Genomic DNA, 25892 nt, shown 5'->3' with positions numbered 1-25892 from the left:
GCGTAGACCTCTGTGGAACGAACGGTCAATAAAGGTGGAGTCAGGCGGCCTTCACCTCGTACGTCTCCACCCGGACCGCCTCGTCGTCCAGGCACTGCCCGGTCGCCAGGTCGAAGCGCTGCTTGAGCAGCGGGGAGGCGACGAACGGGCGGCCCCGGTGGGTGCCGGTCAGGCCGCGGGAGAGGACCGCCGCCCCGGTGAACGGGTCCCGGTTGCCGATGGCGTACAGCTCGCCGTTCCGGTCGCGGAAGAGGGCCACCTGGCCGCCGTCCGGCAGCAGGGCCGCGACGCCCCGGCCCGGGAGCAGGGCGCCCAGGTCGCAGGCGGTGAACCAGTCGTCCGTCAGCCGCAGCCGGACCTTGAGGTCGGTCGTCTCGGGTGCCAGGGACTCGGGTGCCAGGGTCATCGCCGGGTGCTTCCTTCCAGGAGGTCTTCTTCGAGGTCTTCCTCGGTGCGCCGCAGGCCGATGCTCAGCAGCGGCAGGTCGGGCTTCATCTGGTCGCGTTCGGGCACGAAGCCGACGACCGGGTCGGGGGCGTCGGGCGCGTTCACGAAGGACACGAACCGGGCCAGCTTCTCGGGGTCGTTGATGGTCTCCGTCCACTCGTCGCGGTAGTGCGAGACGTGGGCGGACATCAGGGACTCCAGCTCGTCGCAGATGCCGAGCGAGTCGTGCACGACGACGTCCCGTACGTGGTCCAGGCCGCCGGGGATCCGCTCCAGCCAGGTGGAGGTGCGCTCCAGCCTGTCGGCGGTGCGGATGTAGAACATCAGGAACCGGTCGATCAGCCGGACCAGTTCGGCGTCCGAGAGGTCCTGCGCGAGCAGGTCCGCGTGGCGCGGGGTGGCGCCGCCGTTGCCGCCGACGTAGAGGTTCCAGCCGTTGGAGGTGGCGATCACGCCGAAGTCCTTCGACTGGGCCTCGGCGCACTCGCGGGCGCACCCGGAGACCGCCGACTTCAGCTTGTGCGGGGACCTGAGCCCCCGGTAGCGCAGCTCCAGGTCGATCGCCATCCGCACCGAGTCCTGGACGCCGTAGCGGCACCAGGTCTGCCCCACGCAGGACTTCACCGTGCGCAGCGACTTCCCGTACGCGTGCCCGGACTCGAAACCGGCGTCCACCAGCCGGGCCCAGATCACCGGGAGCTGCTCGACGCGGGCGCCGAACATGTCGATGCGCTGACCGCCGGTGATCTTCGTGTAGAGCCCGAAGTCGCGGGCGATCTCGCCGATGACGATCAGCTTCTCGGGGGCGATCTCGCCGCCGGGGATGCGGGGGACGACGGAGTACGAGCCGTTCCTCTGGAGGTTGGCCAGGAAGTGGTCGTTGGTGTCCTGGAGGGCCGCCTGCTCGCCGTCCAGGACATAGCCGCTCGCGCCGATCGCCGGGGCGAGGGAGGCGATGATCGAGCCGACCGCCGGCTTGCAGACCTCGCAGCCCTCACCGCCCCGGGCGCCCTCGCGGCCGTGCCGGTCGAGCAGCTCCCGGTAGGAGGTGATCCGCAGGGCGCCGACGATCTCGTACAGCTCCTCGCGGCTCTGGGCGAAGCAGCCGCACAGGCCCTTGTCGACCTCGACGCCGTTCGCCTCCAGCTCGGCGGTGACCAGCTGGCCGAGCACCTTGACGCAGGAACCGCAGCCGGTGCCGGCCCTGGTGCAGTTCCTCACCTCGGGCACGGTCGTGCAGGAGTGCTCCGTCACCGCGCCGCGGATCGTGCCCTTGGTGACGTTGTGGCAGGAGCAGATCACCGCGTCGTCGGGCAGCGCGGACGGGCCCAGCTGGGCCGGCGCCCCGGCTCCGGCGGGCAGCACCAGTGACTCGGGGGAGACCGGGGGGACCGAGCCGGTGAAGGCGCGCAGGGTGCCGTAGGCCTCCGCGTCACCGATCAGGATGCCGCCGAGCAGGGTGCCGTCGCGGCCGACGACCAGCTTCTTGTACAGGCCGGCGCGGGAGTCGGAGTAGACGACGTCCAGGCAGTCCGCGGTGGCGCCGTGCGCGTCGCCGAAGGACGCCACGTCCACGCCGAGCAGCTTCAGCTTGGTGGACAGGTCGGCGCCGGTGAACGAGGCCTCCTGGGCCGCGATCGTCGCGGCGGCCGTCTCGGCCTGCTCGTACCCGGGCGCCACCAGTCCGTACACGCGCCCGTCGACCGCCAGCGCGCACTCGCCGATCGCGAAGACGCGCTCGTCGGTGACCGTACGGCACCGCTCGTCGACGCTGACGCCGCCGCGCTCGCCGACCGCCAGCCCGCAGTCCCGGGCCAGCTGGTCGCGGGGGCGGACACCGGCGCTGAACACCACCAGGTCGGTGGCGAGTTCGGAACCGTCGGACAGCTTCATGCCGGTGACGGCGCCGTCCTCGCCGGTAAGGATCTCCTGCGTGCCCACCCCCGTGTGCACGGACAGGCCCATGTCCTCGATGGTGCGCAGCAGCGCCGCGCCGCCGCCCTCGTCGACCTGGACCGGCATCAGCCGGGGCGCGAACTCCACGATGTGCGACGTGAGTCCGAGCCCCTTGAGGGCGCCGGCCGCCTCCAGGCCGAGGAGCCCGCCGCCGACCACCGCGCCGGTCGTCGCGTTCTCGGCGTACTCCTCGATGGCGAGCAGGTCCTCGATCGTCCGGTAGACGAAGCAGCCCTCGGCGTCCTTGCCGGGGACCGGCGGGACGAACGGGTAGGAGCCGGTGGCCAGCACCAGCACGTCGTAGCCGACGACCAGCCCGGAGCGGGCGGTCACCTCGCGGGCCTCGCGGTCGACGGTCTCGGCCGGGTCACCGACGCGCAGTTCGATGCCGTGCTCCGCGATGAAGGCCATGTCGGTCATCGACAGGTCCTCGGGGGTCTTCCCCGAGAAGTACGAGGTGAGCTGGACCCGGTCGTAGGCGGGGCGCGGCTCCTCGCACAGCACGACCACGCGGTGCGTGCCGGTCAGGCCGCGCTCGGCGAGCGCTTCGAGGAAGCGCTGGCCGACCATGCCGTGGCCGACGAGCACGATCGTGGGAATGTCGTCCGTGGACATCAGGAGCCTCCGTCATCGGTGAGCAGGTGGAGCAGGGGGCCGCCGTCGGACGGGAGCGGCTCTGCTCCCTCCCAGGCGCGCGCGAGCGCGCCGACGGTGCCGAGTTCGCCGACCAGGACCCCGCCGACCAGCCGGTCGTCACGGACGACGACCTTGCGGTACGTGCCCCGGGTGGCGTCGGCGAGCTGCACGACGTCGTCGCCGGGGCGGGGGTCGGTCTCGCCGAACGCGGCGAGGTCGAGAGGGCTGCCGGACCCGGTGAGGCCCACGGGGCTCTCGGACCCGGTGAGGCCGAGGGGGCTGCCGGGCCCGCTGAGAGTGAGCCGGGTCAGCGACCGGGTGCCCGTGTAGCGGGCGGCGGTGCCGTCCCCGGCGAGCAGCTCGGCCAGCGCGCCGGCCTGTTCGAGGGCGGGCGCGGCCAGCCCGTACACGCGTCCCGCGTGCTGGGCGCAGTCGCCGACGGCGCGGATGTGCGGGTCGGAGGTGCGCAGCTCGTCGTCGACGACCACGCCCTTGGCGACCTCCACCCCCGCCGCCCGCGCGAGGCCGACGCGCGGCCGGACCCCGCAGGCCAGGACGACCAGGTCGGCGCCGAGGGCGTACCCGTCGGCCAGCTCCACCGACCGCACCGCCCCGCCGACGCCGCGCACGTCACGCACCCGGCACTCGGTGTGCACCTCGACGCCGAGGTCCTCCAGGTGCCGCCGTACGAGCGCGGAGGCGGCCGGGTCGAGCTGGCGTTCCATGAGCCGCTCGGACTGCTGGGCGAGCACGACCTGCGCGCCGCGCACGGCCAGCGCGCGGGCGGCGGACACCCCGAGCAGCCCGCCCCCGACGACGACGGCCCGCACCCCGGGCCGTACCGCCTTGGACAGCGCCAGGCAGTCGTCCATCGTCCGGAACGCGTGCACGCCCTCGGGCAGCTCCCGGTCCGGCGTGAACAGGCCGCGCAGGGGCGGCAGCACGGCGTTGGAGCCGGTGGCCAGGACCAGTGTGTCGTACGCGATCACCGAGCCGTCGGCGCACCGGACGGTCCGCCCGGCCCGGTCGATGCCGGTGACCCGGCCGCGCAGCAGCCCGGCGGGTGCCGGCAGGGCGGTCACCTCGGGGCCGTACCGTCCGGCCAGTACCTCGGCGAGCAGCACCCGGTTGTACGGGCGGTGCTCCTCGTCGCCGACGACCATCGCGGGCGTGCCGAGCTCACCGAGCCGCCGGGCGAGCGTCACGCCCGCGAGTCCGGCGCCGATCACCACCACACGCGTATTCGAGGTCATGGCATCGAGCGTGCGGTGCGGGTGTTACCCGGTGGCATCGCGTCTGTTTCCCCCGGGGAACGCTGCCCTCAGCGGGGGCGGAGGGCGGGTGTGAGGGGCGTGGGCGGGCCCCTGGCAGCAGGCGGGCGACCCGGGCAACCTCAGAAGACGCTCATCTTGATGGACGGCACATCCATCCCGTCCATAAGCTCGCGATCATGCCCGACATATCGCTGACCACCGTCGTCCTGCTCTGCCTCGCCGCCCTCGCGGCCGGCTGGATCGACGCCGTGGTCGGCGGTGGCGGGCTCCTGCTGCTGCCGGCGCTGCTGCTCGGGCTGCCCGCCGGCACCCCGGCCGCGCACGCGCTGGGCACCAACAAGGCGGTCGCCATCGTCGGCACCACGGGCGCGGCGGTGACCTACGCCCGCAAGGCGCCGGTGGACGTCCGCACCGCCGTACGCATCGGCCTCGCGGCGCTGGCCGGATCGTCCGGCGGGGCCTTCTTCGCGGCCGGGATGAGTACCGAGGTGCTCAAGCCGGTGATCATGGTGGTGCTGCTCGCGGTGGCGGCCTTCGTCATCCTGCGCCCCGCCTTCGGCACCGCCCCCGCCACCGGCCCGGCCGGCCCCCGCCGCATCCTCGCCGCGATCGGCCTCGCGGGCCTCGGCATCGGCTTCTACGACGGCCTCGTCGGCCCCGGCACCGGCACCTTCCTCGTCCTGGCGCTCACCGCCGTGCTCCACCTCGACCTGGTGACCGCCTCCGCCACCGCCAAGATCGTCAACTGCTGCACCAACGCGGGCGCCCTCGCCACCTTCGCCTGGCAGGGCGCCGTCCTGTGGCAGCTGGCCGCGCTGATGGCCGTCTTCAACCTCGCGGGCGGCATGTTCGGCGCGCACACGGCCCTGAAGAAGGGCAGCGGCTTCGTCCGCGTCGTCCTGCTGACGGTGGTCTTCGCGCTGGTGGCGAACCTGGCGTGGGAGCAGTGGGTGGCGTAGCCGGGGGCACGACGACGCCTGGGGTCCCCGGCTGCCGGGTGAGGCGTCCGGCCCCGGCTCCCCCTTTTTTCCGGGGGCACCGGGGCCGAAAGCCGGGCGGGAAGGCCGACGTCAGTCGTCGTAGGACAGGCCGTGCCCGGAGCGGAAGAGGATCTCGGCCGGGTCGTCGGCCCGCTGGACGGGCACGGGCAGCTTGCCGCGCGGCTCGACCCGGCCGGCGATCACCCGGGCCGCGGCGCGCAGTTCGACCTCGGTCCAGCAGTAGGAGACCAGTGAGGCCGGGACGTCGCCGAGGTGGGCGATGTCGTAGGGGTTGCGCACCGCGAGGTGGACGACGGGGACGCCCGTCGCGAGCAGCCGGGACACCAGGGTGCGCTGGGCGCTGGTGGCACCGACGTTGTCGGTGGTGACCACCACCGCGTCCCGTCCCCGCGCGGCGGCCACGGCCTCGTCGATCTTCGCCGCGTCGGGCTCCCGGCCGGTGGCGAGGTGGGTGGTCCGGTAGCCCAGCTCGTCGAACGCCTTGGCCAGCTCGGGCACGGTGGTGCGGGTGTCGTCGGTCGGGAAGGCCGGGCTGGCACCCACCACGAGCAGCTTCCGCTGCCGGCGGCGCAGCGGGAGCGCCTCGTCCTCGTTGACCAGCAGGGTGGTGGTGCGCTCGGCGATCCGGGCGGCGGCGCGCTGGTGCTTTCGGGCGCCGACGACCCGGTCGACCACCTTCGGTGAGACATAGGGGCTGCCGTCGAACAGGCCGGCCTTGTCCTTGATCCGCAGGATGCGCAGGACCGATTCGTCGAGCCGGTCCTCGGTGATCTCCCCGTCGCGGACGGCGGCCAGGACGCCGTCGTAGGCGACGCCGATGTCCGGCGGGAAGAGCAGTTGGTCGGCGCCGGCCTTGAGGGCGAGGACGGGCACGCGGTCGTCGCCGTACTTGGTGCGTACACCCTGCATGTTGAGGGCGTCGGTGACGATCACGCCGTCGAAGCCGAGTTCGTCGCGCAGCACGCCCTGGAGGATCGCGGGGGACAGGGTGGCCGGTTCGTTGCTGGGGTCGAGCGCGGGGACCTGGAGGTGCGCGGTCATGATCGAGTCGACGCCGGCGGCGATCGCGGCCCTGAAAGGCGGGGCGTCGACGCGCTCCCACTCCTCGCGGGTGTGGGTGATCACGGGCAGCCCGGTGTGGCTGTCCTGCGCGGTGTCCCCGTGGCCCGGGAAGTGCTTGGCGCAGGCCACGACGCCGGCCTGCTGGTAGCCGGTCACCTGGGCCGCCACCATGCGGCCGACCGCTCGGGCGTCGGCGCCGAAGGAGCGGACGTTGATGATGGGGTTGGCCGGGTTGACGTTGACGTCGGCGACCGGGGCGAAGTTCTGGTGGATGCCCAGGGCGGCGAGTTCGGTGCCCGATATCCGTCCGGCGGTGCGCGCGTCGGAGAGCGAGCGGCCGGCGCCGAGCGCCATCGCGCCCGGCAGCTGGGTGGCGCCGCTGCCGATGCGGACGTTGGCCCCGTGCTCCTGGTCGATGGAGATCAGGGACGGGACGGGGGTGGGCAGCGCGAGCGAGGCCCGCTGCACACCGTTCGTCAGGTCCGCTATCTGGTGGGGGTCCTGGATGTTGTTCGTCCAGCCGGAGAAGTAGATGACACCGCCGATGTGGTACTTGGCGATGAGTTCGGCCACGGTGCGGACGCCGAGTTCCCTGAGGTTGCGGTCCTGGTCGAACTGGCTGGGAGAAGTCGCCGACGTACCGTAGAAGTACGGTACGAACAGCTGGCCGATCTTCGCCTCGACGCTCATCCTGGAGATGATCTTCTTGAGGCGGTCGTCGCGCCTGTGCGCGACCGCGGGGGTGGCCGCCACACCCACGACGCCGGTAGCGCTCGCGGCGACCACGGTCGCGGAGGCGAGCACCGTTCGTCTGGACAGACTCCGGTCCTGCATGCGGACATGCTCCTTCCAGCCTTGCCCATCAAGGGAATTGAAGGAAATGTGCAGTACTCCGAACAGCGGGAAACGTAGCCCGCGGATCACGGGCGGGGCAAGAGGTCTAGACAAAATAGGTCTAGACAAAGTGGAAGGGCTCTCCTGCCGCCCGTGTGGGTGCCCTGAGCTGGGCTGATACGTGGAGTACGCCACTTCCCGCGATCCCGGGGGCGCCTTCCTAGGCCGTCTTCGACCCCCGCCGCAGATCCAGCAGCTCCACCATCCCGGTCGTGTCCTCCTCCCCGTGCCCCTCGGCGAGCCACCGCTCCATCAACGCCGTGTACGGCGTCAGCAGCTCCGGGCTCACTCCCTGCTCCTCGGCCGTGCGCAGCAGCGTCGCGTTGCCCGCCACTTGCATCGCGAGGTTGGAGACGACGCCCTTGCCGTAGTCGCCGCTCTCGATCTGGTCGGCGGCCAGGTGGGCGGAGCCGGTCATCGCGCCGAGCCAGGACACCAGCAGCGGCGCGAAGTCCTTCGGGGCGATATCCTCCGGGCCGATCAGCGCGAAGGCGTGTGTGATGCCCGCGAACATGCCGCTCATCGCGCTCAGCAGCGCCACGTCGTGCAGCGCCGCGAAGCCGGCGTCCTCGCCCACGTATCGGGTGCCGGCCGGGACGGCGAGGGTGTCCCGGTGCTCCTCGAAGAGGGCGGGGGAACCGCTGTAGAAGACGTACCCGCCGGAGCCGGCGTCTCCGATCATCGGCGGTACGGCCATGATCCCGCCGTCCAGGAAACGGGCGCCGCGCTCCGTCGCCCAGCTGGCACGGGCGCGGCCCTCGGCGGGCGTGCCGGTGGTGAGGTTCACCAGGTCCCGCCCGGTCAGGTCGGCCCCGTCGAGGGCCTCGCCGACCGAGGCGTCGTCGAGCAGGCAGGCGATCACCAGGCGGCTCGCGGCCACCGCCTCGGCCGCGCTCGCGGCGACCGTCGCGCCGTCGGCGGCGAGGGCCTCGGCGCGGGCCGGGGTGCGGTTCCAGACGGTCACGGGGTGTCCGGCGGCGAGCCAGGCACGGACCAGGGCGGTGCCCATGGCGCCGGCGCCGAGGACGGTGAGCGGAATACGGGCGGTGGAAGTCTTGTCAGTCATGGAGATCAGGCTCCGCCGGGAACGACGGCCGCTCAAGTACGTACTTGAGAGTGGGTGGTTACCCTGGGGAAAGGGAGCAGGCAGCGGGTGGGGACGGGGTGACGGGCATGGGTACGGTACGGCGGCCGGGGGCGTACGTCTGCGGGGTCGACGCGGCGATGGACGTGATCGGCGGCAAGTGGAAGGTGCTGATCCTGTGGGCGCTCGGCGAAGGGGTGCACCGGTTCGGCGCCCTGCGCCGGGAGTTGCCCGGGGTGACGGAGAAGGTGCTCGCCGCGCAGCTGCGGGAGCTGGAGGCCGACGGCATCGTGCACCGCGAGGAGTACCGCGAGGTGCCACCGCGCGTGGAGTACTCGCTGACCGCGCGGGGCGTCGCCCTCAACGAGGCGCTGGCGCCGCTCGGCGCGTGGGGCAGGGCGAACGTGCCGAACGGCTCACCGGCTGCCGGTGAGGTGCGCGAAGACGACCACGTTCCCCTGGTATCCGGTACCGCGTGAGTAGCCGCCGCCGCAGGTGATGACGCGCAGCTCGGGCCGGTTCGCCGCGCCGTACACCTTCTCGTCCGGGAAGTCCTTCGCGGCGTAGACCTCCACCGCGTCCACGGTGAACAGCGCGACGCCGCCGTCGCGCCGGTCGACCTCGATCGTGGCGCCCTTCTCCAGGGCGCCGAGCCGGTAGAAGACGGCGGGCCCCTCGGCGTTGTCGACGTGCCCGGCGACGATCGCGGTGCCCGTCTCACCGGGGGTGGTGCCGGCCTCGTACCAGCCGGCGAGGTTCTCCTGCTCGGCGGGCGGCACGTCGAGGCTGCCCGACGGCGTCAGGCCGAGGCCCGTCATCGGGGCGTCCACGCCGATCGCCGGGACGCGGACACGGTCGGGCGGGGAGGGCGGCAGCGCCGGTGCGGCGGCGGCCTCGCCGGCCTGCCCCGTGCGGGCCTGGGCGGCGGAGGGCTGCGGCGGGGCCTCGGTGCGGGCGCCGCCGACGAGCAGCCAGGTCCCGGAGCAGAGGGCGGCCGCGGTGACGGCGGCTATCGCGGTGTTGCCGACCCTGCGCATGATGTCCCCCTGTTCTCCGTCCCTCTGAAAGGCTCCCTGCCCCCTCCGGGCCGCGAGGGGCGTCGGACCCGGAGGGGGTGGGGAAGTGCGGTACCGGCGAACGGGCAGCGGAGGGTGCCCGTCAGATCCCGTCGCCTCTCGCCCGGCGATGCAGGAGCCAGGTACCGCCCGCGGCGGCGACGGCCAGAGCCGCCACACCCGCCGCGGTCTGCACGGGATCGGGGCCAAGAGCGCCACCGACCCCCGTCTTCACGCTTCCCTTGGGGTACACCTGCTCACGGGCCGAGGTCAGCGTGACCACCAGGTCGCCCGTCACCCGCAGGCCGCTCCCACCACAGGTCGCGACGATCTCGTACGTCCCCGGCTGCGCGCTCGGCGGCACCTCGAAGCGGCCGACCGCCTCGCCCTTGCCGGTGCCCGGGGCCAGCGGGAACGTACCGGCGCCCACCGCGCTGGCGTCGCCCGCCGCCGAACCGCCCCCGCCGCACGCCGTCGTGTCCACCGTGGCCCGCTCGCCCGGCACGACCGAGGACGGGCGCACCTCCAGACCGCCGCTCACCTCGGCCTCCCCGGCGTACACGGGCCCGGCGTGCACGGGCGCCTGGGCGGCGAGGCCGACGGCCGCGACGGCGAGCGCGGTACCGGTCAGCAGGCGGGCGGTACGTCGCATCGGTGCTCCTTGACCTCTTCTGACCTCTTCACGGCCCCTTGCCCTACCGAGGTAAGTCGCACCGGACGTGGCCCGCTCCCCGAGGACGCGCCGGGAATGGGATGAACGGGTGTCGGCCGCGCGCCCGGCAGGTCCACACGGGGCAGCGTTTCCGCAGGTCACCGGCGTGCGGCGGGCGTCCCGGGAAAAGATCCCGAAGGGTGCGGGGCGCGGGTGTGAACGGGTGAGGCGGTGCCTCCGAACGGGCCCGCCGGCGCCGCGCTTGACCTCAATCAAGCTTGAGGTACCAGGCTGTCCCGCATGAACACAACGACCGCTCCCCTGCGTGTGACCCTGCTCGTCGGCAGCAACCGCCACGGCCGCTTCGGCCCCGTCGTCGCCGACTGGCTCCTGGACCATCTCCGGGCCCACCCCGACCTCGACCCCGAGGTGCTGGACGTCGCGGGGACCGACCTGCCCACGACCTTCGCCCCGACCCCGGAGGCGACCGCCGCGCTGGCGGAGATCACCCCCAAACTGGAGGGCGCGGACGCGTTCGTCGTCCTCACCCCGGAGTACAACCACTCGTTCCCGGCGGGCCTGAAGAACGTCATCGACTGGCACTTCACGGAGTGGCGGGCCAAGCCCGTCGGCCTCGTCTCCTACGGCGGTCTGGCCGGCGGCCTGCGCGCCTCGGAGCACCTGCGGCAGGTCTTCGCCGAACTGCACGCCGTCACCGTCCGCGACACCGTCTCCTTCCACAACGCGGGCGCCTCGTTCGACGACGAGGGCAGGCTCAGGGACCCGTCGGGACCGGACGCGGCGGCGAAGACGATGCTCGACCAGCTGGTGTGGTGGGGGCGGGCCCTGCGGGAGGCGAAGGAGCGGCGGCCGTACGACGGCGCGTGAAGCCCATGCCGGGTGGGCGGTGCGGAGGTCGTGGTGCTCACGTCGGGTGGGCGGTGCGGAGGTCGTGGTGCTCACGTCGGGTGGGCGGTGCGGAGGTCGTGGTGCTCACGTCGGGTGGGCGGTGCGGAGGTCGTGGTGCTCACGTCGGGTGGGCGGCGTGGAGGGCGTGGTGCCTTCGTCGGGTGGGCGGCCTGGAGGCTGCGGCTGCCGTGCTCACGTCGGGTGGGCGGCGTGGAGGCCGGAACACCCCGCCCTCCTCGGCCGGCCGCCGGCAGTCGGTCCCCGGCCGCCGGGCGTCAGACCACCCTCTCCATCCGCACCGCGCACACCTTGAACTCCGGCATCCGCGACGTCGGGTCGAGGGCCGGGTTGGTCAGGGTGTTGGCGCGGCCCTCGCCCGGCCAGTGGAAGGGCATGAACACGGTGTCGGGGCGGATGCCGGCGGTGACGCGGGCCGGTGCCACGGCCCGGCCGCGCCGGGAGACGACGGCCACCGGATCGCCCTCGGCCACCCCCAGCCGCGCCGCCAGCCGGGGGTGGAGCTCCACGAAGGGGCCCGGCGCGGCGGCGTTCAGCTCGTCCACGCGCCGGGTCTGCGCGCCCGACTGGTACTGCGCCACCACCCGCCCGGTGGTCAGCAGCACCGGATACTCGTCGTCCGGCTCCTCGGCGCTCGGCCGGTGCGAGACGGGCGCGAACCTGGCCCGGCCGTCCTCGGTGGCGAAGCGGTCGAGGAAGAGGCGGGGGGTGCCCGGATGCCGGTCCCCTCGCGTCCCGGCGGTCTCCTCCGGCGCCGGACACGGCCAGAACACCCCGCCCTCCTCGGCCAGCCGCCGGTAGTCGATCCCCGAGTAGTCCGCCGGGCCGCCCGCGCTCGCCCGGCGCAGCTCCTCGAAGACCTCCTCCGGCTCGGTGGGGAAGCCCTTCTCCACGCCCAGCCGGCCGGCCAGCCCGTGCAGCACCTCCAGATCGCTGCGGACCCCGTCCGGCGGGCCGATCGCGCGCCGCCGCAGCAGCACCCGCCCCTCCAGGCTGGTCGTGGTCCCCGACTCCTCGGCCCACTGCGTCACCGGCAGCACCACGTCCGCCAGCGCCGCCGTCTCGGAGAGCACCACGTCGCACACGGCGAGGAAGTCCAGCGACCGCAGCCGCTCCTCGACGTGGGCCGCGCGGGGCGCCGACACCACCGGGTTCGAGCCCATCAGCAGCAGCGACCTGATGTCCGTGCCCAGCGCGTCCAACAGCTCGTACGCGCTGCGCCCCGGCCCCGGCAGCGAGTCCGGGTCCACGCCCCACACCTCGGCGACGTGGAGCCGCGCCGCCGGGTCGGTCAGCTTGCGGTAGCCGGGCAACTGGTCGGCCTTCTGCCCGTGTTCGCGTCCGCCCTGCCCGTTGCCCTGCCCGGTCAGACAGCCGTACCCGGACAGGGGGCGCCCGGCCCGTCCGGTCGCCAGGCACAGGTTGATCCACGCGCCCACCGTGTCCGTCCCCTTGGACTGCTGCTCGGGCCCGCGCGCGGTCAGCACCATCGCGGCCTCGGGCGCGCAGAACATCCGTACCGCCTCCCGCAGTTCGGGAACGGACACCCCCGTGATCCGCTCCACGTACTCCGGCCAGTGCCCCATCGCCGCCGCCCGCGCGTCCTCCCAGCCGGCCGTGCGCTCCTCGACGTACCGCTCGTCCACCCGCCCCTCGGCGACGACCAGGTGCAGCATGCCCAGCGCGAGGGCGAGGTCGGTGCCCGGCCTGGGCGCCAGGTGCAGGTCGGCCTGCTCGGCGGTCCTGGTGCGGCGCGGGTCGACGACGATCAGCGTGCCGCCGTTCTCACGCAGCTCGGTGAAGTACCGCAGGGACGGCGGCATCGTCTCCGCCGGGTTCGACCCGACGAGGATCACGCACCCGGTCCTCGGGATGTCCTCCAGCGGGAACGGCAGCCCCCGGTCGAGGCCGAACGCCCTGACGCCGGCCGCCGCCGCCGACGACATGCAGAACCGCCCGTTGTAGTCGATCTGCGAGGTGCCCAGCACCACCCGGGCGAACTTGCCCAGCGTGTACGCCTTCTCGTTGGTCAGCCCGCCCCCGCCGAACACCCCGAGCGCGTCCGCGCCGTGCTCCGCCCGCGTGCGGGCCAGGTTCCGGGCGATCCGGCCCAGCGCCTCGTCCCACGAGGCAGGCACCAGCGGACCCTCGGCGGAACGCACCAGCGGCGAGGTCAGCCGGGCGCTCGACGCGAGCACCGCCGGCGCCGTACGCCCCTTGCCGCACAGCGCGCCCCGGTTCACCGGGAAGTCGGCGCGCTCGGACACCTCGACGGTCCCGTCGGCGGCGGGCGTCAGATTCATCCCGCACTGCAGGGCGCAGTACGGGCAGTGGGTGGGCGTGGGCGTGGCGGTGGTCCGCATGCCGGTGTTCTGCATGCCGCCCAGCGTGCGCCGCCCGTGTTACGCGACCGGGCGGCGCTTTGTTACGCCGCCGGGACGGTGACCTCCCCGCCGCCCTCCGGCCACGGTGAGGGCCGCCGCGAGGGCCGCTGTGGGAGCCGACACGAGGGCCGACACGAGGGCCGCTGTGGGAGCCGCCGCCGTGAGGCCTCCTCACTCCTCACCGGCGAGGGCCCGGGACACGCCCGGCTCCTTCGGCCCGAGGAACGTGGGATCCGGCTCGAAGACCGCGTCCAGCGCCGCCTTCCCCGCCGCGAGGATCTCCCGGGCGCCCCCGTAGTACCAGGTCAGATCATGTCTGTCGTCGACCCCGACGCCGTACGACGCCACTCCCGCCTCCTGGCACAGCGCCACCGCCCGCCGGATGTGGAAGCCCTGGCTGATCAGGACCGCCCGGTCCACGCCGAAGATCTTCTTCGCGCGGACGCAGGAGTCCCAGGTGTCGAAGCCCGCGTAGTCGCTGACGATCCGCCCGTCGGGCACCCCGTGCCGGACCAGGTAGGAACGCATGGCGTCCGGCTCGTCGTACTCCTCACGGCTGTTGTCGCCGGTGACGAGGACCACCTCGATCCGGCCCGCGCGATAGAGCTCGGCCGCCGCGTCCAGGCGGTGCGCGAGGTACGGCGACGGCTCGCCCTCCCACAGTCCGGCGCCGAAGACGACCGCGACCTCGGTACGCGGTACGTCGGCCGTGGTGCGCAGCCGGTCACCCGTCACGACGTACATCCACGTGCTCGGCGACAGCGCGAGCACGCACCCGGCCATCACCGCCTGGACCAGCCGCCGCCGCCCCTCACGGGTGCGCGGCAGGCGTGGTCTGCGAAGTCTCGGGCGGCGCATCGGACGGTTCCCTCCCCGGTCGGTTCTGCTCTCAGGGACGTACCCGGGCGCCGTCCGGTTCGCCGCCGCTCACACCGAGGGCCCCGGCGGCCCGCGGACCGACGGAAAACCCCTGTGACACCGACGCAACGGAAAGGCAACGTCCCGCCCCCACCATCGGTGCATGACGGCGACGACAGCCATGACGGTGACGGGCAGGACCAGCACGGCGAACCACCCCGGCGGCACCCCCGCCCTGGTCGTCGTCGCCCACGGCAGCCGCGACCCGCGCGCGCCGGTCACCGTGGGCGCCCTCCTCGACCGGGTCCGCGCCCTGCGCCCCGCCCTGCCGGTGCGCCTCGGACACATCGAGCTGAACGAACCCCGGCTGCCCGGCACCCTCGCCGCCCTCGAAGACGGGGACGCCGTCCTGGTCCCGCTCCTGCTGAGCCGCGGCTACCACGTCAAACAGGACATCCCCGAGATGGCCGCGGCGGCACCGGCCCGCACCCGCGTGGCCGCTCCGCTCGGCCCGCATCCGCTGCTCGTCGACGCCCTGCACGACCGCCTCCTCGAAGCCGGCTGGCCCGCCCGCGCCCCCCGGGGCGGTGCCGTCGTCCTCGCCTCCGCGGGCTCCCGCGACCCCGAGTCCCGGGCGGACACCGCCCGCGCCGCGGCCCTGCTGGCCGGCCGTCTCGGAGTCCCGGTCGTGTCCGCCTACGCCTCGGCCGCGGCTCCCACGGTCCCTCAGGCGGTACGCGCGCTGACCGCCCGAGGCCACCGCCACGTCGCCGTCGCCTCGTACTTCACGGCCCCGGGCCGCTTCGCCACGGAGTGCGCGGCGGCCGCCCCGTGGATCGCCTCCGCCCCGCTGGGCACGCACCCGGCGATGGCCCGCCTGCTCCTGCGCCGCTACGACGAGGCGGTGGGCGGCCGGGTGGAGAGACCGGCCACGCTGTCCGAGGACGGGCTTCCTAGCCCAGAGCGACCGACCAGCGGGCCAGGCAGTTCACCTCGAGCAGACCGGGACCCGGCACTTCCACGGCGCCGCGGAAGGGCCCGTCGCACCGCCGCAGCTCTGTCGCTTCCCCGCCTGCGGGCGAACGGTGCGTGAGGATCGCGACCCCCTTGTCCACCTCCAGCGTCAGCGTCGTGCGCTCGCCGGTGTACCGCAGGACATCCGGATGGCCGCCCTCGGCACCCGTCACCAGCCCGGGCAGTGAGCCGGAGTCGCGGAACCCGATCTTCCAGCTGGGGAACGCCGAACCGGTGGACCCCCTCTCCACCGTGAGGTGGGTGTACTCCCTGGGGACGACGGCTCGTACCCGGTGAACACCGAAGGCGTGGGACGGACTCAGGAGCATGCGGCCCCGCTCCAGCCGGCCGGGCGTGTCGATCAGCCCGTAGACGTGGAAGGAGGAGAGGAGTCCGCCCTTGATCTCCACGACGGTCGCCGCACCGTCCGGAGCGTGGCTGACGGGAACGGTGCCTTTCCCGCGGCCGGAGTGGGGGAGACGTATGTCTTCCATGCCGCGCAGTCTGCCACGGTGGGCCCCCGCGCCCGTGAGAGAGTGGACCGGCCGACACGCGACACGCGGAACACCCGGACCCGGAGCTGTACGGGGACCACGTCGAGGTTCATGACAGGGAAGGCGAGGCACGGCACCGGATCATGGAAGGCACCGCACCCGCACCCCCGTACGACCCCACGTCGGTCGCCCGCTACGCCCCCGAACCGGACAAACGCCCCGGCCGTACCGCCTTCCAGCGCGACCGCGCCCGCATCCTGCACTCCTCGGCCCTGCGCCGCCTCGCCGGCAAGACCCAGGTCGTCACGCCGGGGGAGCGCAGTCCGCTCTGGGACGCCAGCCCCCGCACCCGCCTCACGCACTCCCTGGAATGCGCCCAGGTCGGCCGCGAACTCGGCGCCGCCCTCGGCTGCGACCCCGACCTCGTCGAGGCCGCCTGCCTCGCCCACGACCTGGGGCATCCGCCCTTCGGCCACAACGGCGAACAGGCGCTGAACGAGTTCGCCGAGGACTGCGGCGGCTTCGAGGGCAACGCCCAGTCACTGAGGCTCCTCACCCGCATCGAGCCCAAGCGGTTCACCGAGGACGGCTCCGTCGGCCTCAACCTCACCCGCGCCACCCTCGACGCCGCCACCAAGTACCCGTGGCCCCGCGGCGCCCACCCCACCGACCCGGCCTCGCCCAAGTTCGGCGTGTACGACGACGACCGGCCGGTCTTCGAATGGCTCCGCAAGGACGCACCCGGCGCCCGCACCTGCTTCGAGGCCCAGGTCATGGACTGGGCCGACGACGTCGCGTACTCCGTGCACGACGTCGAGGACGGCCTGCACGCCGGTCACATCGACCCGAACTGCCTGCTCGCCGACCCCGAGCGCGAGGCCGTCTTCGAGGTCGCCGTCGGCCGCTACGTCCCGGCCGGCACCGACCACGCCGAACTCGCCGCCGCCCTCGACCGCCTCCTCGCCCAGGACTGGTGGCCGCACGGCTACGACGGCTCGGCCGTCGCCCAGGCCCGGCTGAAGGACGCCACCAGCCAGCTCATCGGCCGCTTCTGCCTCGCCGCCGAGACCGCCACCCGGGCCGCGTACGGGGACGGCCGGCTCACCCGCTACACCGCCGAACTGGCCGTACCGCGCGAGACCCGCGTGGAGTGCGCCGTCCTCAAGGCGGTCGCCGTCCGTTACGTCATGCAGCGCACCGAGCAGGAGCGGCTCCGCGCCGACCAGCGCGTCGTCGTCGCCGAACTGGCCGAGGCGCTCACCGCCCGCGCCCCGGACGGCCTCGACCCCCAGTTCCGCGCCCTGTTCGACACCGCCGCCGACGACCGCGCCCGCAAACGGGTGATCGTCGACCAGATCGCCTCCCTCACCGACGCCTCGGCCCGCTCGCTTCACGCCCGGCTGACGGGGCATCCATGAGAGTGTCGGGGCAGGCGTGACCCGCCAGGCACCAAGGCCCGGAACACGGCCCGCCATGGCCTGATCGGGCCACTCCCTCTTCCCGCACCACGCCACGTGCGGGACGCTCGCATGTGGCGGCACCCTGACGAGGAGGCAGACAAGTGGTCGACGCGGATCAGACATTCGTCATCGTCGGAGGCGGCCTGGCCGGCGCGAAGGCGGCCGAGACGCTCCGCACGGAGGGCTTCACCGGCCGGGTGATCCTCATCTGCGACGAGCGCGACCACCCCTACGAGCGCCCGCCGCTGTCCAAGGGCTACCTCCTCGGCAAGGAGGAACGCGACAGCGTCTTCGTGCACGAGCCCGGCTGGTACGCGCGGCACGACATCGAGCTGCACCTCGGCCAGACCGTCGTCGCGATCGACCCCGTCGCCAAGACCGTCCACTACGGCGACGACGGCACCCGCGCCGGGTACGACAAGCTGCTCATCGCGACCGGCGCCGAGCCCCGCCGCCTCGACGTCCCCGGCACCGGCCTCGCGGGCGTCCACCATCTGCGCCGCCTCGCCCACGCCGAACGCCTCAAGAACGTCCTCGCCTCCCTCGGCCGGGACAACGGCCACCTCCTGATCGCCGGGGCCGGCTGGATCGGCCTGGAGGTCGCGGCGGCGGCCCGCGAGTACGGCGCCGAGGTCACCGTCGTCGAGCCCGGCCCGACCCCGCTGCACGGCGCCCTCGGCCCCGAGCTGGGCGCGGTCTTCGCCGAGCTGCACGAGGCGCACGGCGTCCGCTTCCGCTTCGGCGTGCGGCTGACCGAGATCATCGGCCAGGACGGCATGGTGCTGGCCGCCCGCACCGACGACGGCGAGGAGCACCCCGCCCACGACGTGCTCGCCGCGATCGGCGCCGCCCCGCGCACCGCGCTCGCCCAGGCCGCGGGCCTGGAGATCGCCGGCCCCGCCGACGGCGGCGGCATCGTGGTCGACGCGAACCTGCGCACCTCCGACCCCGACATCTACGCGGCCGGCGACGTGGCCTCCTTCCACCACGCCCTCTTCGACACCCGCCTGCGCGTCGAGCACTGGGCGGGCGCGCTGAACGGCGGCCCGGCGGCCGCCCGCGCGATGCTCGGCAGGGGCCCCGCCCACGACCGCGTGCCCTACTTCTTCACCGACCAGTACGACCTGGGCATGGAGTACTCCGGCTGGGCGCCGCAGGGGTCGTACGACCAGGTGGTGATCCGCGGCGACGCCGCGAAGCGCGAGTTCATCGCCTTCTGGGTGAAGGAGGGCCGGGTGCTGGCCGGGATGAACGTGAACGTGTGGGACGTCACGGAGCCGATCCAGCAGCTGATCCGCTCGAAGACCCGGGTGGACACGGAGGCCCTGGCGAACCCGCACGTATCCCTCGAAAGCCTCGTCGCGTAGCTGTCGGTCCGCCGCCGTAGACTTCAGGCGTGGCTGGACGGATCAACGACGAGGACGTGAAGGCGGTACGGGACGCGGTCCCGATCGACGCCGTGGTGTCCGAGTACCTCCAGCTGAGGAACGCGGGCGGCGGCAACCTGAAGGGCCTGTGCCCCTTCCATGACGAGAAGTCCCCGTCCTTCCAGGTCAGTCCGAGCAAGGGGTTCTTCCACTGCTTCGGCTGCCAGGAGGGCGGCGACACCCTCACGTTCGTGATGAAGATCGACCACCTCACCTTCTCGGAGGCGGTCGAGCGCCTGGCCGGCCAGGCCGGCATCACCCTGCGCTACGAGGAGGGCGGGTACAACCCCAGCCACCAGCGCGGCGAGCGCATCCGCCTGGTCGAGGCCCACAAGATCGCCGCCCAGTGGTACGCGGAGCAGCTGGCGACCGGCCCCGAGGCCGACACCGGCCGCGCCTTCCTCGCCGAGCGCGGCTTCGACCAGGCCGCCGCCGAGCACTTCTCCGTCGGCTACAGCCCTCAGGGCTGGGACCACCTCACCCGCTTCCTGCGCGGCAAGGGCTTCAGCGACAAGGAACTGCTGCTGTCCGGCCTCGCCCAGGAGGGCCGCCGCGGCCCCATCGACCGCTTCCGCGGCCGGCTGATGTGGCCCATCCGCGACATCGGCGGCGACGTCGTCGGCTTCGGCGCCCGCAAGCTCTACGAGGCGGACAACGGCCCGAAGTACCTGAACACCCCCGACACCGCGATCTACAAGAAGTCACAGGTCCTCTACGGCATCGACCTCGCCAAGAAGGACATCGCGAAGGCGTCCCGGGCCGTCGTCGTCGAGGGCTACACCGACGTCATGGCCTGCCACCTCGCCGGCGTCACCACCGCCATCGCGACCTGCGGCACCGCCTTCGGCGGCGACCACATCAAGATCCTCCGCCGCCTGCTCATGGACAACGGCTCGGCCCGCGTCATCTTCACCTTCGACGGCGACGCGGCCGGCCAGAAGGCGGCCCTGCGCGCCTTCGAGGACGACCAGAAGTTCGCCGCCGAGACCTACATCGCCATCGCCCCCGACGGCATGGACCCCTGCGACCTGCGCCTGGCCAAGGGCGACGACGCGGTCGCCGACCTGGTCGAGCCGCGCACCCCGCTCTTCGAGTTCGCGCTCCGCCAGATCGTCGGCCGCTACGACCTGGACACCCCGGCCGGCCGCGCCTCCGCGCTGGACGAGGCCGCCCCCGTCGTCGCCCGCATCAAGAACAGCGGCGCCCAGCACGAGGTCGCCGTGCAGCTCGCCGGCATGCTCGGCATCCTCGACACCCAGTTCGTGGTCAAGCGGATCGCCCAGCTGGCCCGCTGGGCCCGCGACCGCGGCGGCAAGGGCCCCGCCGCCCCCGACCGGCAGCAGCGCGGCAGCGGCGGCGCCCCGCAGCAGTACGCCGGCCCCGCCGGGCCCGGCCCGCGCGGGGGCCCCGCGCTGAACCTCCGCAACCCCGTCTTCGCCACCGAACGCGAGCTGCTCAAGCTCGCCCTCCAGCGCCCCGAGCTGGTCTCCCCGGCCTTCGACGCGTACGGCGTCGACGAGTTCACCGCCCCGCCCTACGCGGCCGTACGCGAGGCGATCATGGAGGCCGGCGGCGCCGAGTCCGGCGTCGAGGACCCCCAGGGCTACCTGGTCCGCGTCCGCGAGGCCGCCCCGGACGACGCCGTCCGCGCCATGGTCACCGAGCTCGCGGTCGAGGCGATCATGCTGCACCGGGGCGTCAAGGGCGCCGACGACGTCTACGCGGGCGCCCAGCTGGTCACCGTCCGGCGCCGGGCCGTCGAGCGCCGCATCCGCGACATCACCGGCCGCCTCACCCGCCTGACCGGCCACGGCGACCCCGCCGAACTGGCCGCCGTGCAGAACGAGCTGTGGGTCCTCCAGCAGTACGACCAGACCCTGCGCGTCCAGGGCGCCGCCGCGCTCTAGGGGGTGCCGTTCGGATCTTGCCGGGGGCGCGGGGCCTGGCACGCACCAGACCCCGCTCGGGTCAGTCGCAAGGCACCGTCGCCCGGAGCCGGCCTGATCCGAACGACACCCCCTGGAACCGACCGCGGGTAACCGCGCGGTCACGGCCGGACGCAAAAAGTCACCGCACGCCCCTCGTGGCGGTGATGTGTCGTACCCCACACTGGGGACCGGTGCCTGAGTCCTCGGAGCGCGGCCGGCCCGTCCCGGCGGGTTGCCGGTCCCTCCGGTCGCGTTCCACGCGTAGGGGGCGGACAGCGGCGAGTGAGCCGGCTCCGCCCCCGAAGTACCGCTGCCGGCCCCCGCCGGACGCGTCCATCCTGGAGGTCGCCCCCGTGCAGACCCAGACCCTCACCCAGACCGACACCAGTACCGACGGCGCGGAGCCGGACGCGGAGAGCGGCGTCCTCGTCGCGATGCCCGCCCAGCACCGTGCCGTGCACCACCCCGAGAACCGGCCGGACGAGCCGCCCGCGGCAGACACCCCCGAAACGGACACCGAAACGGCCATCCCTGAGACGGACACCGAAGGGGACACCGAAGCGGGCACCGAAGCGGACACCGAAGCGGCCGTCCCCGAAGAGGCCGGCCACCCCGGGGACCCGGCGGGCGCCCCCGAGGACGAGGCCCCCGAGCCGCCGCGGCCCACGCGCACGGAGACCGGCGGGCCCTCCTCCGACCTGTTCCGCCAGTACCTGCGGGAGATCGGCCGGATACCGCTGCTCACCGCGGCCGAGGAGGTCGACCTCGCCCGGCGTGTGGAGGCCGGGCTGTTCGCCGAGGAGAAGCTGCGGCTCGCCGTCGACCTGGACAGCCGGCTCGCCCTGGACCTCGACCGGCTCGTCGTCCTGGGCCGCCTGGCCAAGCGCCGCCTGATCGAGGCGAACCTGCGGCTCGTCGTGTCCGTGGCCAAGCGCTACGTCGGACGCGGACTGACCATGCTCGACCTGGTCCAGGAGGGGAACCTGGGCCTGATCCGGGCCGTGGAGAAGTTCGACTACGCCCGCGGCTACAAGTTCTCCACCTACGCCACCTGGTGGATCCGCCAGGCCATGTCCCGGGCCCTGGCCGACCAGGCCCGCACCATCCGCGTCCCCGTCCACGTCGTCGAGCTGATCAACCGGGTGATCCGCGTCCAGCGCCGCATGCTGCAGGAACGCGGCTACGAGCCGACCCCGCAGGAGGTCGCCGCCCACCTGGACCTGGCCCCCGAGCGGGTCGGCGAGGTGCTGCGCCTCGCCCAGGAGCCGGTCTCCCTGCACGCCCCGGTCGGCGAGGAGGACGACGTCGCGCTCGGTGACCTGATCGAGGACGGCGACGCCGCCAGCCCCGTCGAGTCGGCCGCGTTCCTGCTGCTGCGCCAGCACCTGGAGGCGGTGCTCTCCACCCTCGGCGAACGCGAGCGCAAGGTCGTCCAGCTCCGCTACGGCCTGGTCGACGGCCGCCCCCGCACGCTGGAGGAGATAGGCCGGATCTTCGGTGTGACCCGCGAGCGGATCCGCCAGATCGAGTCCAAGACCCTCAGCAAACTCCGCGACCACACCTTCGCGGACCAGCTGAGGGGCTACCTGGACTGAGACCCCCGGCTCCGGCCGAGCCCCTACTCCACCTCCGCCACGGCCTGGGCGAACTGGGCCCGGTACAGCCGCGCGTAGGCCCCGCCGGCCGCCAGCAGCCCGGCGTGGGCGCCCTGCTCGACGATCGCCCCGTCCTCCATCACCAGGATCGTGTCCGCGTCCCGGATCGTCGACAGCCGGTGCGCGATCACGAACGACGTCCGCCCGTGCGCCAGCTTGGCCATCGCCTTCTGGATCAGCACCTCGGTACGGGTGTCCACGGACGACGTCGCCTCGTCCAGGACCAGGATCACCGGGTCGGACAGGAAGGCCCGCGCGATGGTGACGAGCTGCTTCTCACCGGCGCTCACCCCCGTCCCCTCGTCGTCGATCACCGTGTCGTAGCCGTCGGGCAGCGTCCGCACGAACCGGTCGGCGTGCGCGGCCCGCGCCGCCTCCTCGATCTCCCCGCGGGTCACCTCCCGCGACGCCCCGTAGGCGATGTTCTCCGCGATGGTGCCGCCGAACAGCCAGGTGTCCTGGAGCACCATGCCGATGCCGGCCCGCAGCTCGTCCCGGGACATCTTCGCCACGTCCACGCCGTCCAGGGTGATCCGCCCGCCCGAGACCTCGTAGAACCGCATCAGCAGATTGACGAGGGTCGTCTTCCCGGCGCCCGTGGGCCCGACGATGGCGACCGTGTGCCCCGGCTCGACCTTCAGCGACAGGTCCTCGATCAGCGGCTTCTCGGGGTCGTAGCGGAAGGAGACGTGCTCCAGCTCCACCCGCCCGCGCAGGTCCTCCGGCCGGGCGCCCGGGATCGGGTCCGCCGACTGCTCCTCGGCGTCCAGCAGCTCGAAGACCCGCTCCGCCGACGCCACACCCGACTGCACCAGGTTCGCCATCGACGCGACCTGCGTCAACGGCATCGAGAACTGCCGCGAGTACTGGATGAAGGCCTGCACGTCACCGATGGACAGCGTCCCCGAGGCCACCCGCAGCCCGCCGACGACCGCGACGAGCACGTAGTTCAGGTTGGACACGCACATCATCAGCGGCTGCATGATCCCGCTGTTGAACTGCGCCTTGAACCCGGCCTCGTACAGCGCGTCGTTCTGCTCGGCGAACTGCTTCGCCGACTCCTCCTGCCGCCCGAACACCTTCACCAGGGCGTGCCCGGTGTACATCTCCTCGATGTGCGCGTTCAGCTGCCCCGTGGAGCGCCACTGCCGCACGAACTGCGGCTGCGACCGCTTGCCCACGCGCGTGGCCACCACGAACGACAGCGGCACGGTCACCAGGGCGACCAGCGCCAGGATCCAGGAGACGTAGAACATCATCGCCAGCACGCCGATGATGGTCAGCAGCGAGTTGATCAGCTGGCCCATCGACTGCTGGAGCGTCTGCTGGATGTTGTCGATGTCGTTCGTCGCCCGGCTCAGCACCTCGCCGCGCTGCCGCTTGTCGAAGTACGACAGCGGCAGCCGGGACAGTTTCGTCTGCAGGTCCTCCCGCATCCGGAACATGGTCCGGTTGACCGCGCGGTTCACCAGCCGGGTGGCCACCGCCATCAGCAGCCCGGCGACGGCGAAGGCCGCCAGCGCGAGCAGCAGCACCTCGCCCACCGCTCCGAAGTCGATGCCCCGGCCCGGGACGAAGTCCGTGCTGCGGAGCATGTCGGCGACATCGCCGTCACCGCGCTCCCGCATGGAGTCCAGGACCTGTTCCTTCGAGGCCCCGGACGGCATGTCCCGCCCGACGATCCCCGCGAAGACCAGGTCGGTGGCCCGGCCGAGGATCTTCGGTCCGATCACGCTGAGTCCGACGCTGACGACCAGACACGCCAGCAGCGTGGAGAGGGTCGCCCGCTCCGGCCGGAAGCGGGTGAGGAGCCGCCTGGTCGACCCCTTGAAGTCCATCGAACGCTGGTCGGGTCCGCCCCCGGCCATCATGCGCCCCGCGGGCCCGGCCATCAGGCGGCCTCCGCTTCCGTGAGCTGGGAGAGGACGATCTCCCGGTAGGTCTCGTTGTCCGCCATCAGCTCGTGGTGCCGGCCCACGCCGACCACCCGCCCCTCGTCCAGCACGATGATCTGGTCCGCGTCCCTGATGGTCGACACGCGCTGCGCCACGATCACCACGGTCGCCTCGGCCGTCTCCCGGCCCAGCGCGGCCCGCAGCGCGGCGTCCGTGGCGTAGTCGAGGGCGGAGAAGGAGTCGTCGAAGAGGTAGATCTCCGGGCGCTGGACGAGCGTCCGGGCGATGGCGAGCCGCTGCCGCTGACCTCCCGACACGTTGGTGCCGCCCTGCGAGACGGGCGCGTCGAGCCCGCCCTCCAGCCCGGAGACGAACTCCCCGGCCTGCGCCACGCCGAGCGCGTGCCACAGCTCCTCGTCCGTGGCGTCCGGATTGCCGTAGCGCAGATTGGTCGCGACCGTGCCCGCGAAGAGGTACGGCTTCTGCGGCACCAGCCCCACGACCTTGGCCAGCACCTTCGGGTCGACGGTCCGCACGTCCACCCCGTCGACGAGCACCTCGCCCTCCGTGGCGTCGAACAGCCGGGGGACCAGCCCGAGCAGCGTGGACTTGCCGCTGCCGGTCGAGCCGATGACGGCGGTCGTCTCGCCCGGCCGGGCCACCAGGTCGATGTGCCGGAGCACCGGCTCCTCGGCACCGGGGTAGCGGAAACCGGCCCCCCGCACCTCCAGATGCCCGTGCCGGCGCAGCTCGGTGACCGGTGCCACCGGCGGCACCACACTGCTCTCGGTGCCCAGGACCTCCTGGATGCGCTCGGCGCACACCTCCGCGCGCGGCACCATCATGAACATGAAGGTGGCCATCATCACGGACATCACGATCTGCATCAGGTAGGCGAGGAACGCCGTCAGATCGCCGATCTGCATCCCGCCGCTCTCGATCCGGTGGGCCCCGAACCACACCACCGCGACCGAGGACAGGTTCACCACCGTCATGACCACGGGGAACATCAGCGCGAGCAGGTTGCCGCTGCCCAGCGCCACCTCCGTGAGATCGGCGTTGGCCTTCCTGAAGCGCTGCTGCTCGTACTCGTCCCGCACGAAGGCGCGGATGACACGGTTGCCGGTGATCTGCTCGCGCAGCACCCGGTTCACCGTGTCCAGCCGCTCCTGCATGGCCCGGAACAGCGGCCGCAGCCGCCGCACGATCAGCGTCACGCAGACCGCCAGCACCGGCACGACCCCGACCAGCACCCCGGACAGCGGCACGTCCAGGCCCAGCGCCATCACGATGCCGCCGACACACATGATGGGCGCCGACACCATCAGCGTGAACGTCATCAGGGCCAGCATCTGGACCTGCTGGACGTCGTTCGTGGTCCGGGTGATCAGCGAGGGGGCGCCGAAGCCGCCGACCTCGCGGGCCGAGAAGGACTGCACCCGGTCGAAGACGGCACCGCGCACGTCCCGGCCGAGCGCGGCGGCGGTCCGCGCGCCGTAGTGGACGGCCCCGATGTTGCACACCACCTGGACCAGCGAGATGCCGATCATCAGGGCGCCGAAGGCCAGGATGTGGCCCGAGTCGCCCTTCACGACACCGTTGTCGATGATGTCCGCGTTCAGGGTCGGCAGGTAGAGGGAGGCGCAGGTCTGCAGGAACTGCAGTGCCACCAGCAGGGCGATGGGTTTTCGGTAGGGCCTGAGATAGGTACGCAGAAGTCGTATGAGCACGCTGTGTCTCTCGGAGTCGGCGACAGGGGCGGCGGTTGGTTGCCCCTGGCCCCTATCGT

At 73.0% G+C, this 25892-nt stretch carries 18 protein-coding genes and 1 pseudogene; 8 read left to right on the top strand and 11 right to left on the bottom strand.

From position 1 onward, the window contains the following. Positions 1-40 precede the first annotated feature (40 nt). From nirD to ACH4NX_RS10085, 3 genes are read right to left on the bottom strand one after another with little or no spacing between them, the layout of a single operon-like run. Positions 41-406 (bottom strand): nitrite reductase small subunit NirD, encoded by a 366-nt coding sequence (gene nirD / locus ACH4NX_RS10095; protein ID WP_351388106.1) that lies wholly within the window; start codon positions 404-406, stop codon positions 41-43. Continuing rightward, positions 403-3018 carry a nitrite reductase large subunit NirB gene (gene nirB, locus ACH4NX_RS10090; protein ID WP_398128510.1) on the bottom strand — a complete coding sequence of 872 codons (2616 nt, stop codon included), beginning with the start codon at positions 3016-3018 and terminating at the stop codon, positions 403-405. The genes nirD and nirB overlap by 4 nt, the downstream gene beginning before the upstream one ends. After that, the gene (locus ACH4NX_RS10085; protein WP_351388110.1) at positions 3018-4292 is read right to left on the bottom strand and encodes an FAD-dependent oxidoreductase; all 1275 of its coding nucleotides are present in this window, start codon (positions 4290-4292) and stop codon (positions 3018-3020) included. Before ACH4NX_RS10085 ends, nirB begins: the two co-directional genes overlap by 1 nt. Before the next feature lie 197 nt (positions 4293-4489). Between ACH4NX_RS10085 and ACH4NX_RS10080 the strand changes: the two genes are divergently transcribed. After that, entirely contained in the window at positions 4490-5272 is a 783-nt protein-coding gene (locus tag ACH4NX_RS10080; RefSeq protein ID WP_351388112.1) for a sulfite exporter TauE/SafE family protein, read from the top strand. Positions 5273-5383: 111 nt separating this feature from the next. Here ACH4NX_RS10080 and ACH4NX_RS10075 read toward each other — a convergent pair whose 3' ends face one another. Together ACH4NX_RS10075 and ACH4NX_RS10070 are read right to left on the bottom strand one after the other, a co-directional pair. Further along, positions 5384-7210 carry a glycoside hydrolase family 3 protein gene (locus tag ACH4NX_RS10075; protein ID WP_351388114.1) on the bottom strand — a complete coding sequence of 609 codons (1827 nt, stop codon included), beginning with the start codon at positions 7208-7210 and terminating at the stop codon, positions 5384-5386. 220 nt (positions 7211-7430) lie between these two features. After that, entirely contained in the window at positions 7431-8336 is a 906-nt protein-coding gene (locus tag ACH4NX_RS10070) for an NAD(P)-dependent oxidoreductase (protein WP_398128509.1), read from the bottom strand. A 107-nt stretch (positions 8337-8443) separates the two neighbouring features. On the opposite strand from ACH4NX_RS10070, the gene ACH4NX_RS10065 reads away from it, so the two are divergent. Further along, a complete protein-coding gene (locus ACH4NX_RS10065; RefSeq protein ID WP_279559263.1) occupies positions 8444-8833 on the top strand; it encodes a helix-turn-helix domain-containing protein in 390 nt (129 codons plus the stop codon). Here ACH4NX_RS10065 and ACH4NX_RS10060 read toward each other — a convergent pair. Next, on the bottom strand, positions 8771-9391 hold the full coding sequence (locus ACH4NX_RS10060; protein WP_398128508.1) for a class F sortase: 621 nt from the start codon (positions 9389-9391) through the stop codon (positions 8771-8773). The two genes, ACH4NX_RS10065 and ACH4NX_RS10060, sit on opposite strands and share 63 nt — an antisense overlap. Before the next feature lie 121 nt (positions 9392-9512). Continuing rightward, positions 9513-10061, bottom strand: a complete 549-nt coding sequence (locus ACH4NX_RS10055; RefSeq protein WP_398128507.1) for a hypothetical protein — start codon at positions 10059-10061, stop codon at positions 9513-9515. A gap of 300 nt (positions 10062-10361) precedes the next feature. Between ACH4NX_RS10055 and ACH4NX_RS10050 the strand changes: the two genes are divergently transcribed. Next, complete coding sequence (locus tag ACH4NX_RS10050; protein WP_398128506.1) at positions 10362-10949, top strand: NADPH-dependent FMN reductase; 588 nt, start codon at positions 10362-10364, stop codon at positions 10947-10949. 296 nt (positions 10950-11245) lie between these two features. On the opposite strand, the gene ACH4NX_RS10045 is transcribed toward ACH4NX_RS10050, so the two are convergent. Both ACH4NX_RS10045 and ACH4NX_RS10040 read right to left on the bottom strand, forming a co-directional pair. Next, positions 11246-13351 carry a molybdopterin oxidoreductase family protein gene (locus ACH4NX_RS10045; protein WP_398128559.1) on the bottom strand — a complete coding sequence of 702 codons (2106 nt, stop codon included), beginning with the start codon at positions 13349-13351 and terminating at the stop codon, positions 11246-11248. Between the two features lie 192 nt (positions 13352-13543). Further along, positions 13544-14230 carry a vancomycin high temperature exclusion protein gene (locus ACH4NX_RS10040; RefSeq protein ID WP_398128505.1) on the bottom strand — a complete coding sequence of 229 codons (687 nt, stop codon included), beginning with the start codon at positions 14228-14230 and terminating at the stop codon, positions 13544-13546. Between the two features lie 181 nt (positions 14231-14411). Here ACH4NX_RS10040 and ACH4NX_RS10035 point away from each other — a divergent pair, with 181 nt between their 5' ends. The 5 genes and pseudogenes from ACH4NX_RS10035 (at position 14412) to ACH4NX_RS10015 (ending at position 22148) form a co-directional block, all read left to right on the top strand. Beyond that, a complete protein-coding gene (locus tag ACH4NX_RS10035) occupies positions 14412-15323 on the top strand; it encodes a sirohydrochlorin chelatase (protein ID WP_398128558.1) in 912 nt (303 codons plus the stop codon). 558 nt (positions 15324-15881) lie between these two features. Beyond that, entirely contained in the window at positions 15882-17156 is a 1275-nt protein-coding gene (locus ACH4NX_RS10030; protein WP_351388131.1) for a deoxyguanosinetriphosphate triphosphohydrolase, read from the top strand. 143 nt (positions 17157-17299) lie between these two features. Beyond that, on the top strand, positions 17300-18565 hold the full coding sequence (locus ACH4NX_RS10025; RefSeq protein WP_351388133.1) for an FAD-dependent oxidoreductase: 1266 nt from the start codon (positions 17300-17302) through the stop codon (positions 18563-18565). A 29-nt stretch (positions 18566-18594) separates the two neighbouring features. Next, positions 18595-20532: a DNA primase gene (gene dnaG, locus ACH4NX_RS10020; protein WP_351388136.1), complete on the top strand. Its 1938-nt coding sequence runs from the start codon at positions 18595-18597 to the stop codon at positions 20530-20532. A 303-nt stretch (positions 20533-20835) separates the two neighbouring features. Then, a pseudogene (locus ACH4NX_RS10015) lies at positions 20836-22148 on the top strand (RNA polymerase sigma factor). 23 nt (positions 22149-22171) lie between these two features. On the opposite strand, the gene ACH4NX_RS10010 reads toward ACH4NX_RS10015, so the two are convergent. Together ACH4NX_RS10010 and ACH4NX_RS10005 are read right to left on the bottom strand one after the other, a co-directional pair. Next, positions 22172-24100, bottom strand: coding sequence for an ABC transporter ATP-binding protein (locus ACH4NX_RS10010; protein ID WP_398128504.1), 1929 nt, complete (start codon positions 24098-24100; stop codon positions 22172-22174). Further along, entirely contained in the window at positions 24100-25833 is a 1734-nt protein-coding gene (locus ACH4NX_RS10005) for an ABC transporter ATP-binding protein (RefSeq protein WP_398128503.1), read from the bottom strand. Before ACH4NX_RS10005 ends, ACH4NX_RS10010 begins: the two co-directional genes overlap by 1 nt. Positions 25834-25892 lie beyond the last annotated feature (59 nt).

It is taken from the genome of Streptomyces sp. NPDC017225 (genome assembly GCF_044331465.1).
GTDB lineage: Bacteria > Actinomycetota > Actinomycetes > Streptomycetales > Streptomycetaceae > Streptomyces.
This window is presented reverse-complemented; position numbering and strand designations above follow the sequence as displayed.